Source organism: Candidatus Pacearchaeota archaeon (genome assembly GCA_038874355.1).
Classification (GTDB): domain Archaea; phylum Nanobdellota; class Nanobdellia; order Pacearchaeales; family GW2011-AR1; genus JAVZCO01.
Window position 1 is genome coordinate 122,089 of sequence record JAVZCO010000001.1, and the last position, 10,473, is coordinate 132,561.

Consider the following 10,473-nt stretch of genomic DNA (forward strand, 5'->3'; position numbering starts at 1 on the left):
AAGAAAAATAGAAAAATGAAAGCAAAAAAAAGTGAAAATAAAAGAAAAAAAATAGAAGAAATTTTAATAAAAGTAGGAATAGAAATAGCAAGAAAAGGCGGAGGTGCTTTATTTATAATTAGTGATAGCTGTAAATACAAAAGATTATTAAAACAAAAAATAAAACCATTTTCAATTTTTGAAAAAGGAGCGGAAAAGATATTAATGTCTATTGGAACAATAGATGGAGCTGTAATAGTAAATTCAAAAGGGATGATAAAAGATTATGGAGCTTTTATTAAATCAAAAAAAATATTTAAAGGTTTTGGTACAAGACACATTGCTGCTTATAATGCTTCATTAAATAAAGATACAATTGCAATTCTTGTTTCAGAAGAAGAAAAAAAAGTTAAAATATTTAAGGAAGGAAAGATAATATTACAATTTGACACTTTAGAAAAAAATATACAAAAAAACGTAAATGAAACTTTTAAGCTATTAGAAAGTTTAGGGTTTGGAACATTATCTTCTGTAAGTATATCTACTTTAATCCCTGGTCTTGGAGTATCTATTTTTCCTGGAATAATTTTATTTGCAGCTCCTTATTACATATTCAGAAAAATACAAGAAAAAAGAAAAACAAAGAAATTTTAAATATAAAAAAATAGTATAATATATGCTCCCGTAGCTCAGTCTGGATAGAGCACCGCACTTCTAATGCGGGGGTCGAGGGTTCAAATCCTTCCGGGAGCATTTTAGTAATATTTTAATAAAATATTTTATAAAATAGATAATTTCTTAAAATATAATTTATTATATTAAATATGAAAATACCGATATATTTTTTAGGAACATCCCATGCAATTCCAACAGAAAAAAGAAATCATACAGCAATATGGTTAAATTATAAAGCAGAAAATATATTAATAGATTGCGGAGAGGGAACTCAAAGACAAATAAGAAAAATGAAATTAAATCCTTGTTCTTTAACAAAAATACTAATTACTCACTGGCACGGAGATCATATTTTAGGTTTACCAGGATTACTTCAAACTCTTGTATTAAATGGTTATAATAAAAAATTAGATATATATGGCCCAAAAGGAACCTATAATTTCTTAAATCTTATTCTAAAGATGTTTGTTTTTAAAGGAAAAATTAATTTAGAAATTCATGAAGTTGACGAAGGAATTATAATAAATGAAAAAGATTATTATATAGAAGCAAAAAGAATGAAACACGCTACTTATTGCTTAGCATATTCCTTCATAGAAAAAGATAAAATTAGAATAGATAAAGAAAAATTAAAGAAATTAAAAATAAAAGAATGTAAAGAATTAGCAAAATTAAAAGAAGGAAAAGATATAATTCTAAATGGGAAGAAAGTAAAAGCATCTTATCTTACTTACAAAGAGAAAGGTAAAAAAATAACTTTTGTTTTGGATAGTTCTTTTAATAATAATATGATAGAAATTGCAAAAAATTCTAATTTGTTGATCTGTGAAGCAAGTTATAGTAAAATTGATAAAGAAAAAGCGATAAATTATTATCACCTTACTTCTGAAGAAGCTGCTTTAATTGCAAAAAAAGCTAAATGTAAAAGATTAATTTTATTACATATAAGTCAAAGATATGAAAATAAAGAGAAAATATTGTTAAATGAAGCAAGAAAAATATTTAAAGAAACAAAATTAGCAAATGATTTAGAAAAAATAGAAATATAGTTCTTACTATAGATATTTTCTTTATGCGAAAATTTAATAATAACGCTTAAACTTTAGAAGGAGATATATAAATTATTGTATCTCCTCTTAGAAAAGTAAGTCCAAGATTTTTTTTAACTTCTCCATTCTCTATTTCTTTCGAATTATCTAGAACGATGTTTACATGTATATCAAATGCTAACAAAGTTCCAACCAATTGTTTGTCATTTTTCAATTGAACTAAAATTTCTTTTCCCTTGCTATTATTCAATAAGTCCAAAGGTCTTTCAATTTCGTTAACCATAAAAGAAAATTAATTTTTTTATTTAAAAAGTTTTTGTTTTTTATGTTAAAAAAAGAAAAATATATAAACTATGATTAAAAAGAAAAAATATGAAAACAGGAAGAAAAATAACTGGAGGAAAATATCATCATTATAGAAAAAAAAGAAAATCAGAAAGATCAAGAAATATTAGATTAGTAAAACTTGGAGAACCAAAAAAGAAAAAAATAAGGATGTATGGAGGTAAATATAAAACAGTTTTACTTTCTTCTAATGTTATAAATGTTATAGTTGGAAAAAAATGTAAAAAAGTTAAAATAAAAAATGTCCTTGAAACTCCAAATAATAAATTCTTAGCAAGACAAAATCTAATGACTAAAGGAACAATAGTTGAAACAGAACTTGGAAAAGTAAAAATAACAAATAGACCTGGCCAAGAAGGACAAATTAATGGAATCTTAATTGAAAAACAAAAATAATAATATTGATATTTCAAAATATTGTATTTTAAATTTCTAAAAAGTATGTAAGAAGAATTAATATACAATAATAATAGAATAAATAGATATTCTAAAAATAGAAAGATTTATATATACGAAAAGATTTAAAAATTTTACGATATCTTAAAAATGAAATATATAAAAAAATGTCCGGAATGTAATAGTAGCGATTTAACTTACGATTCTCATAAAGGAGAAATAATATGTAATAATTGTGGCCTGATAATAGAAGAAAAAATGATTTATACAGGCCAAGACACAGGCGGTACTTTTGACAAAACAGAAAAAAAAGGAAGAGGTGGTGCTCCTTTATCCTTACAAAAATTTGATAAAGGATTAACAACAAATATAGGAGAAAGTTCTGATATCTATAAATTAGATAATACTAAATTAAGAAAGTATATGAGATTAAAAAAATGGCAAGAAAGAGTTTCTACATCTATTGAAAGAAATTTAAGATTAGCAATGGCCGATTTAAGAAGAGTTGCTTCTTATTTAGATTTGCCGACTGTTGTTAGAGATGAGGCAGCGCGTATATATAATTATGTCCTACAAAGGGGATATGTAAGAGGTAGAAGTATGGAATCTGTAATAGCAGCTTGTATTTATTCTGCATGTAGAAGTTATAATATTCCAAGAACATTAGATGAGATAGCAAATGCTTCTGATGTAGAAAGAAAAGAAATTGGAAGAACTTACAGATTTATTATGAGAAAAATGGGGGTAAAAACAAAACCCTCTTCTCCTAAAGATTACATTTCAAGATTTGGTTCTATATTGCATTTATCTCCGAAAACGCAATCTGATGCTATAAGAATTTTACAAAAAGCAGATATATCTGAATTAACAAGTGGAAGAGGACCGGCAGGAATTGCTGCTGCAGCATTATATGTTGCTGCATTATTAAATGACGAGAAAAAAACACAAAGAGAAGTAGCAGATGTTGCTGGAATCACAGAAGTTACTATAAGAAATAGATATAAAGAATTAATTGAAAGATTAAATTTGGAAGATAAATTAAAGATTAAAGAAAAAGAAAAAAATAAATAATATCTGAAAAATAAATTTATTTATATTCTAAATTCTCTAAATTTTGATTTATTAATTAATAAGATTTATTAAATATAATAGCTTTATTTTAAATGTAAGCAGGGATACCGAAGCGGTCAAACGGGCATGGCTTAGGACCATGCGGCTTAGTGCCTTCAGAGGTTCGAATCCTCTTCCCTGCATATCAATAACTATAAATAACCATAAGAAATAGAATCTATATTAAAAAATTAAAAATAATTTTAAGAAGTATCAACAAAACATCTGAACAAATCTTTTTCCTTTATTTTTTACTAAATCTAAAGTTATAACAAAATTTTTTTTACTTTTTTCTAACTGTTCTAGTTCTATAAAAAACCATCCTTCTCTGTTAAACCTTATTGCTATAACAGGTTTTAGCCCGAATATTTCAGAAAAAATTAAAAATTCTTCTATTTGTTTTTTTGTTATATATTTATATTTTGATTTTGATGACTTGCATTCAATAGCATATTTCCCTTTTTTGTTTCCTGCAATTAAATCACACGCTGTATTTTTCATTAAACCAGAACCTGCGACTCTTACAGCTCTAAAACCATGATCAAGAAATATCTTATAAAGTTCTCTTTCTGCATTTGAACCCTTTTCCTTATTTCCCATTTTTATTTTATTTCTATAATTTATACTTACAAATAAGTATTAACAAAAATATTAGATAATTTAAAATTATAAATCTCTTGCTTGTAAAGTTTTTCTTCCATTAGCCTTTGCTCTTGCAACTGCTTTTTGTAAAATTTCTTCAACAACTTTATCTAAAGCAGGGCCAACTTCTTCTGCTACATTTAAATCTTTTACATATTCTTTTATTTTACTTCTAACAACTAGTCCTGTCATTTTTTCTTACCTCCTTTTTTTGATTTATTTTTTAGTTTTCTTTTATTTGTCAACAAAATTATTATACCTAAAATAAAAATAAAAAATCCAATTAAGTCTATATCTAAATTCCATAGACTATAATTTATTATATTTAAAAATTGAAAAATTACTCCTATAATTATTAGAATAATTCCAATTATTTTAATTTTCATTTTTTTCTTCATTTTTATTTAATGGTTTCATAAAAGGAAATAAAATAACATCTCTTATTGATGGTGAATTAGTAAACAGCATAACCATTCTGTCTATACCTAAACCAACTCCACCTGTAGGTGGCATTCCATATTCTAAAGCATTTATAAAATCTTCATCTAAAGGGTTTGCTTCTTCATTACCCCTTTTTAATTCTTGAGCTTGAGCTTCTAATAATAATCTTTGTCTTATAGGATCATTTAATTCTGAATAACCATTTCCAACCTCCATTCCAGCTATATATGGTTCAAATCTTTCAATATAGCCTGGTGAGCCTCTTTTTTCTTTGCATAAAGGAGTTGTTTCTTGGGGGTGGTCTATAATAAAAGTTGGTTGTATTAAATATTTTTCACAAAAATTTTCAAATATAGAAGTAATTAACATTCCTTCTGTTTTTCCTTTTATTTTAACATTATTTTTCTCTGCAAAAGATAATAATTCTTTTTGATCCATATTTATAACATCTATACCAGCATATTTTTTAATTGCATCTATCATTTTCAATCTTTTCCAAGGTCTTTTTAAGTTTATTTTATTTCCTTGATATTCAAATTCTAATTTACCTAAGATTTTCTTTGCTACATAACAATAAATTTCTTCTGTTAGATTCATTATATCATTATAATCAGAATAGGCTTCATATAACTCTACTTGAGTAAATTCTGGATTATGTATTCTGTCAATTCCTTCATTCCTAAAATCTTTTGCAAATTCATAAATTTTTTCAAAACCACCAACTAATAATCTTTTTAAATATAATTCATTACTTATTCTTAAATATAAAGTCATGTTTAAAGCGTTTAATTTTGTTATAAATGGTTTTGCTGAAGCTCCTCCATAAATAGGTTGTAATATTGGAGTATCTACTTCTAAATAACCTTTATTGTTAAGAAATTCTTTTATTGCTTGAATAATCTTTGTTCTTTTAATAAAGACCTCTTTTATCGAAGGATTCATTATTAAATCAAGATATCTTTTTCTGTACCTTTCTTCTTTATCCTGTAGCCCATGCCATTTTTCTGGTAAAGGAGCAATACTTTTTGTTAATAAGACTATATCATCTACAAGAATTGTTAATTCTCCTCTTTTTGTTTTTATTATTTTTCCTTCTACTCCAACAAAATCTCCTATATCTATAAATTTTTTAAAAAAATTAAATATTTTCTCTGGTGTTTTATTTTTTTGCAATTGTAATTGTATTTTTCCTGTTCCGTCAATCAAATCTACAAAAATTAATTTTCCTATATCTCTTATAGATATAATTCTTCCAGCAGTTTTAGCTTTAAATTTTGTTTCACCTCCTTTTTTTAATTTAGAATATTTTTCTTGTAATTCTAAACAAGAATCTTTCTTTTCATAAGAATAAGGATAAGGATTTATTCCTAATTTTACAAGTTCTTCTATTTTTTTTAATCTTTCTTTTAGTATTTCTTCTCTCCTTGACATTTTGGTATTTTTTATTTAGTATTTATTTATTAAAATTTTTTTATTTAAAAATAAATTATTTTAAATTCTTTAAAATTTTGGAATTTTTCTTCTATTTTATCTATTCTTTTTATTACAGCATCTTTATGTTGAGTACTACAGATTTCTATAAGTTTTTCAACTTTATCTATATCCCCTTCAAACCAACATTCAACAGATCCATCTTCTTTATTTCTTACATATCCCTTCACACCAACTTCGTCTGCTTTTTCTTTAATAAAATTTCTAAAAAAAATTCCTTGCACATTACCAAAAATGTAAAGTTTTATTGCTTTTTTCATTTTTCTTTAAAATATCTTAATGCTTCTGTTATATTTTCTACCTCAATTATAGTAAGTCCTAATTCTTTTGAAACATTTACTTTTTTTATTTTAGTTTCTGTTGTGCATATTTTTGTTGTACCAAATGTTTGACAATGTTCTTTTGTTTCTGGAATAAAATCAAAAGATTGTGATAATGGAACTAAAAATATTCTAGCATTAGATTCTTTTGCTGCCTTTGCCTTTTCTAATATATCTGAAATAGGGCCTATACTACCATCATGATTTATGGTTCCTGTTATAATTACATCTTCTCTTGGTTTTTCTCCATTTAATGCAAAAATTGTTGCAATTGTTATTGCTGCGCCTGCACTTGGGCCTCCTATTATACTAGCATTCTTTACTTTTACTGAAAAGATTAAATCATATTGAGAAACATTTTTATTTGATATAGAACTTGCAACATATCTTGCCATTCTTATACTTTGTTGCGTGTCTGCCCAAAATAATAAGTTCTCTATATCAACTAATGTTTTTCCAGTTCCTTTCTTTGCTTCTACTGATAAAATTGTAGGAACACCTTTACCTTCAGAATCTACCGCAGGAACTTTTAATTCTACTAATATTGAGTTATCATCAGAAAAAAATTTTGTTTTTGTATCAAAAATAATATTTTCTTGATAAATATTTTCTTCTGTAATATTTTTTTTATCTTTAATTTCGTTTAAAAGTAATAAAAATAAATTTAGAGATACTAAAATAAATAATATAAGTAGTAAATTCTTAACAATCTTTCTTCTTTCATATTCGTATTTTTTTTCCATTTTTTTTAAATGAGCCTGCTCGGATTTGAACCGAGGACCCCCACCTTATCAGAGTGGTGCTCTAACCTGGCTGAGCTACAGGCTCATATAAGATTATACTTATCTTAGTTTTAAAAATTTATGTAATTCTAATATTATATATATTCATGTAAAATATGTATAAAAAATTATATTAATAATATTGATTAATTTTATTTTTTTCTTTATTCAAAGATATAAAAATAAGAAGATTTAAAAATACTTAACTATAAATTCAAATATGACAAATGCATATGATTACATTAAGGAAAGTTTAAGAAAAAATTTAAAAGAAAAATTAATAGAATTCAGAAAACAAAAATCTATAATTAGAGTAGAAAAACCTACAGATATAGGAAGGGCTAGAAAACTTGGATATAAGGATAAAAAAGGATTTATTATTGTAAGAGTAAGATTAAAAAGAGGGAAACATAAAAGACCTAGGCCTAATAAAGGAAGAAAAACAAGAAATTTAACTACAGAAAAATCCTTAAAAATGAATTATCGATGGATAGCGGAAATAAGAGCACAAAAAAAATATCCTTCTTTAGAGGTTTTGAATTCTTATAAAGTTGCAAAAGATGGAAAATATTATTGGTTTGAAGTTATTATGGTAGATCCTAATAGAGATGAAATAAAAAAAGACAAAATAATAAATTGGATATGTTCTAATAAAAATAGAAAAAGAGCATTGAGAGGTTTAACTTCTGCTGCAAAAAAAGCAAGAGGTCTAAGATAAAAGAGAATAAAAAATATTTCCGAATCTGTTAATATTGATTTAAATTCTAAATCCTCTTAAATATATTCTTTTCTAAATGCTTTAAAGAGTTTAAAATATATAGTTAAGTTTAAATTCTTTATTTAATTTATATTGTCATGTTATATTCAAAATTATGTGATATATATGAAAAATTAGAAAAAACCTCTAAAAGATTAGAAAAAACAGAAATTTTATCTGATTTTATTAAAAAATTAAATATAGAAGAAAAAGAAATAATTTATTTATTACAAGGGAGAGTTTTTCCAGACTATGATAGTAGAGAAATAGGAATTTCTACTCAACTTGTTATTAAATCATTAGAAAAATCTAGCGGAACGAAAAATGAAGAAATAGTAAAATTATGGAAAAAATTAGGTGACTTAGGAGAAGTAGCTTCATTGATAATAAAAAGAAAAAAACAAGCTACTCTTTTTTCTAAAAGATTGGAAGCAGAAAAAGTTTTAAGCAATATAAGAAAATTAACAGAATTCGAAGGAAAAGGCACAATAGAAAAAAAAATATCTTTAATAACAGAACTTCTAAATTTTTCTAATGAAAAAGAAGCAAAATATGTTGTAAGAACATTATTACAAGATTTAAGAATAGGAATAGGAGAAGGAATTTTAAGAGATGCTATACTATACGCTTTTTTTGGTAAAGAAGATAAAGAAGCTTTACAATTAATACAAGAAGCATATGATAAAACTCTAGATTTCGCAAAGGTTTTTGAACTTTCTATTAAAGGAAAAGAAAAATTAAAAAATATAGAGCTTATTCCTGGAAAACCTGTTAAAGTCATGCTTGCTTTAAAAGTTAAAGATATAAAAGAAGGATTTGAAGTTACTGGTAAACCGGCTGCTTTTGAATTTAAATATGACGGCTTCAGAATGTTGATCAGTAAAGATGAAAAAAATGAAGTAAGAATATTTACTAGACGATTAGAAGATGTAACTAATCAATTTCCTGAAGTTAAAGAATATGTAAAGAAATTTGTTAATGCAAAAACTTTTATTATAGATGCAGAAGCTGTTGGTTATGATAGCAAAACAAAAAAATACAGACCTTTCCAAGAAATATCTCAAAGAATTAAAAGAAAATATGAGATTTCTAAATTAGAAAAAGAACTTCCTGTAGAGATAAATGTTTTCGATATTCTTTATTATAATGGAAAAAATCTTTTGAATATTCCTTTTTTAGAAAGAAGAAAAATTTTAGAGAAAATAATCAAACCAGAAAAATACAAATTAAAATTAGCAGAACAAATTATAACAGATAAAGAAAAAGAAGCAGAATTATTTTATAAAAAAGCATTGCAAAACGGACAAGAAGGTTTAATGATAAAAAATATTAACGGAATATATAAACCTGGTGCAAGAGTTGGTTATATGGTTAAATTAAAACCAACACAAAAAGAACTTGATTTAGTAATAACAGAAGCGGAATTTGGAACAGGAAAAAGAGCTGGTTGGTTAACAAGTTTTAATGTGGCTTGCAAAGACAAAGAAGGTTTAAGAGAAGTTGGGAAAGTATCTACCGGATTAAAAGAAAAATCTGGAGAAGGAACAACATTTGAAGAGATAACAAAAATTTTAAAGCCATTAATAATAAAAGAAAAAGGTAGAAAAGTAGAATTAAAACCAAAAATAGTGATAACTGTTACATACCAAGAGATACAAAAATCTCCTTCTTATAATTCTGGATATGCTTTGAGATTTCCTCGCTTTATTGCTTTAAGAATAGATAAAAGTATAGATGATATTGCCACATTAGAAGAAATTGAAAAAGAATATTTAAAACAAGAAAGAAGTATTTAATAAAAATGAAGGGAGCTAAAAATAATTAAATAAATATATTTCTAACAATAATTTAAAAAGAAAAAACTTTATAAATATAGAAAAATTTAAAAAGCTATGGCAAAAACAAAAGATTTAAAAATACAAAATATTGTAGCAACGAGCTCTTTAAATGCGCAAGTTCCTTTAAATAAACTTGCTCGAACGCAGTCAGAAATAGAATATAATCCAGAAACATTTCCTGGATTAGTTTTAAGAATAAAAAAACCTAAATCCGCTGTTCTTGTTTTCTCTTCAGGAAATTTAGTTTGTACAGGAACAAAGAGTATAGCACAAGTAAAAAAAGTAATAGAAGAAGTAATAAAAAAAGTAAAAAAAATTGGAGTTAAAGTAACAAAAAAACCTAAAATAAATGTACAAAATATTGTAGCAAGTGGAAGTATAGATTTAATGCTTAACTTAAATTTACTTGCTTTAGAATTAGAAAATACAGAATATGAACCTGAACAATTTCCAGGATTAGTATATAAATTAGTAGAACCTCCTGCAACTTTTTTATTATTTACAAATGGAAAACTTGTATGTACAGGAACAAAAAATAAAGAGCAGCTTGAAGAAAGCATGAAAAATCTTACAAAGAATGTTAAAGAAGCATTAAAAAAGATAAAATAAAAAAATATTTTAAATTTAAATTTTTATTTTTTATATTTT

The 10,473-nt window shown here is 24.9% G+C and carries 14 protein-coding genes and 3 tRNA genes; 9 read left to right on the top strand and 8 right to left on the bottom strand.

The features are described from left to right. Positions 1 to 15: 15 nt before the first annotated feature. From QW117_00775 to rnz, 3 genes are all read left to right on the top strand, one after another. Complete coding sequence (locus QW117_00775; protein MEM3405494.1) at positions 16 to 633, top strand: DNA integrity scanning protein DisA nucleotide-binding domain protein; 618 nt, start codon at positions 16 to 18, stop codon at positions 631 to 633. 24 nt (positions 634 to 657) lie between these two features. Beyond that, positions 658 to 732, top strand: a tRNA-Arg gene (locus QW117_00780). Positions 733 to 803: 71 nt separating this feature from the next. After that, entirely contained in the window at positions 804 to 1,703 is a 900-nt protein-coding gene (gene rnz, locus QW117_00785) for a ribonuclease Z (GenBank protein MEM3405495.1), read from the top strand. A gap of 46 nt (positions 1,704 to 1,749) precedes the next feature. Here rnz and QW117_00790 read toward each other — a convergent pair whose 3' ends face one another. Next, positions 1,750 to 1,986 (bottom strand): LSM domain-containing protein, encoded by a 237-nt coding sequence (locus tag QW117_00790; protein MEM3405496.1) that lies wholly within the window; start codon positions 1,984 to 1,986, stop codon positions 1,750 to 1,752. Positions 1,987 to 2,075: 89 nt separating this feature from the next. Between QW117_00790 and QW117_00795 the strand changes: the two genes are divergently transcribed. The 3 genes from QW117_00795 to QW117_00805 all read left to right on the top strand — a co-directional run bounded on the left by QW117_00795 (position 2,076) and on the right by QW117_00805 (position 3,697). Continuing rightward, entirely contained in the window at positions 2,076 to 2,444 is a 369-nt protein-coding gene (locus QW117_00795; GenBank protein ID MEM3405497.1) for a 30S ribosomal protein S8e, read from the top strand. Positions 2,445 to 2,594: 150 nt separating this feature from the next. Next, positions 2,595 to 3,515: a TFIIB-type zinc ribbon-containing protein gene (locus QW117_00800; protein MEM3405498.1), complete on the top strand. Its 921-nt coding sequence runs from the start codon at positions 2,595 to 2,597 to the stop codon at positions 3,513 to 3,515. Positions 3,516 to 3,613: 98 nt separating this feature from the next. After that, a tRNA-Leu gene (locus tag QW117_00805) sits at positions 3,614 to 3,697 on the top strand. Positions 3,698 to 3,767: 70 nt separating this feature from the next. On the opposite strand, the gene hjc is transcribed toward QW117_00805, so the two are convergent. The 7 genes from hjc to QW117_00840 all read right to left on the bottom strand — a co-directional run bounded on the left by hjc (position 3,768) and on the right by QW117_00840 (position 7,276). Beyond that, entirely contained in the window at positions 3,768 to 4,154 is a 387-nt protein-coding gene (gene hjc, locus QW117_00810; protein MEM3405499.1) for a Holliday junction resolvase Hjc, read from the bottom strand. 66 nt (positions 4,155 to 4,220) lie between these two features. Continuing rightward, complete coding sequence (locus QW117_00815) at positions 4,221 to 4,388, bottom strand: DUF1931 domain-containing protein (protein ID MEM3405500.1); 168 nt, start codon at positions 4,386 to 4,388, stop codon at positions 4,221 to 4,223. After that, positions 4,385 to 4,582, bottom strand: a complete 198-nt coding sequence (locus QW117_00820; GenBank protein MEM3405501.1) for a hypothetical protein — start codon at positions 4,580 to 4,582, stop codon at positions 4,385 to 4,387. Before QW117_00820 ends, QW117_00815 begins: the two co-directional genes overlap by 4 nt. Next, positions 4,572 to 6,068, bottom strand: a complete 1,497-nt coding sequence (gene lysS / locus QW117_00825) for a lysine--tRNA ligase (protein MEM3405502.1) — start codon at positions 6,066 to 6,068, stop codon at positions 4,572 to 4,574. The genes QW117_00820 and lysS overlap by 11 nt, the downstream gene beginning before the upstream one ends. 44 nt (positions 6,069 to 6,112) lie before the next feature. Continuing rightward, positions 6,113 to 6,388, bottom strand: a complete 276-nt coding sequence (locus QW117_00830) for an acylphosphatase (GenBank protein MEM3405503.1) — start codon at positions 6,386 to 6,388, stop codon at positions 6,113 to 6,115. Further along, the gene (locus QW117_00835) at positions 6,385 to 7,191 is read right to left on the bottom strand and encodes a S16 family serine protease (GenBank protein MEM3405504.1); all 807 of its coding nucleotides are present in this window, start codon (positions 7,189 to 7,191) and stop codon (positions 6,385 to 6,387) included. The genes QW117_00830 and QW117_00835 overlap by 4 nt, the downstream gene beginning before the upstream one ends. A gap of 10 nt (positions 7,192 to 7,201) precedes the next feature. Then, positions 7,202 to 7,276, bottom strand: a tRNA-Ile gene (locus tag QW117_00840). 174 nt (positions 7,277 to 7,450) lie between these two features. Between QW117_00840 and QW117_00845 the strand changes: the two genes are divergently transcribed. The 3 genes from QW117_00845 to QW117_00855 all read left to right on the top strand — a co-directional run bounded on the left by QW117_00845 (position 7,451) and on the right by QW117_00855 (position 10,434). After that, the gene (locus QW117_00845) at positions 7,451 to 7,948 is read left to right on the top strand and encodes a 50S ribosomal protein L15e (protein ID MEM3405505.1); all 498 of its coding nucleotides are present in this window, start codon (positions 7,451 to 7,453) and stop codon (positions 7,946 to 7,948) included. Between the two features lie 137 nt (positions 7,949 to 8,085). Continuing rightward, complete coding sequence (locus QW117_00850; GenBank protein MEM3405506.1) at positions 8,086 to 9,783, top strand: ATP-dependent DNA ligase; 1,698 nt, start codon at positions 8,086 to 8,088, stop codon at positions 9,781 to 9,783. 96 nt (positions 9,784 to 9,879) lie between these two features. Further along, complete coding sequence (locus tag QW117_00855) at positions 9,880 to 10,434, top strand: TATA-box-binding protein (GenBank protein MEM3405507.1); 555 nt, start codon at positions 9,880 to 9,882, stop codon at positions 10,432 to 10,434. The last annotated feature ends 39 nt before the right edge of the window (positions 10,435 to 10,473 follow it).

Coding starts and splice junctions, on each gene's coding strand:
- QW117_00855 (MEM3405507.1), top strand. CDS start 9,880: ATGGCAAAAACAAAAGATTTAAAAATACAAAATATTGTAGCAACGAGC.
- QW117_00850 (MEM3405506.1), top strand. CDS start 8,086: ATGTTATATTCAAAATTATGTGATATATATGAAAAATTAGAAAAAACC.
- QW117_00795 (MEM3405497.1), top strand. CDS start 2,076: ATGAAAACAGGAAGAAAAATAACTGGAGGAAAATATCATCATTATAGA.
- QW117_00790 (MEM3405496.1), bottom strand. CDS start 1,986: ATGGTTAACGAAATTGAAAGACCTTTGGACTTATTGAATAATAGCAAG.
- rnz (MEM3405495.1), top strand. CDS start 804: ATGAAAATACCGATATATTTTTTAGGAACATCCCATGCAATTCCAACA.
- hjc (MEM3405499.1), bottom strand. CDS start 4,154: ATGGGAAATAAGGAAAAGGGTTCAAATGCAGAAAGAGAACTTTATAAG.
- QW117_00820 (MEM3405501.1), bottom strand. CDS start 4,582: ATGAAAATTAAAATAATTGGAATTATTCTAATAATTATAGGAGTAATT.
- QW117_00845 (MEM3405505.1), top strand. CDS start 7,451: ATGACAAATGCATATGATTACATTAAGGAAAGTTTAAGAAAAAATTTA.
- QW117_00775 (MEM3405494.1), top strand. CDS start 16: ATGAAAGCAAAAAAAAGTGAAAATAAAAGAAAAAAAATAGAAGAAATT.
- QW117_00800 (MEM3405498.1), top strand. CDS start 2,595: ATGAAATATATAAAAAAATGTCCGGAATGTAATAGTAGCGATTTAACT.
- QW117_00835 (MEM3405504.1), bottom strand. CDS start 7,191: ATGGAAAAAAAATACGAATATGAAAGAAGAAAGATTGTTAAGAATTTA.
- QW117_00815 (MEM3405500.1), bottom strand. CDS start 4,388: ATGACAGGACTAGTTGTTAGAAGTAAAATAAAAGAATATGTAAAAGAT.
- lysS (MEM3405502.1), bottom strand. CDS start 6,068: ATGTCAAGGAGAGAAGAAATACTAAAAGAAAGATTAAAAAAAATAGAA.
- QW117_00830 (MEM3405503.1), bottom strand. CDS start 6,388: ATGAAAAAAGCAATAAAACTTTACATTTTTGGTAATGTGCAAGGAATT.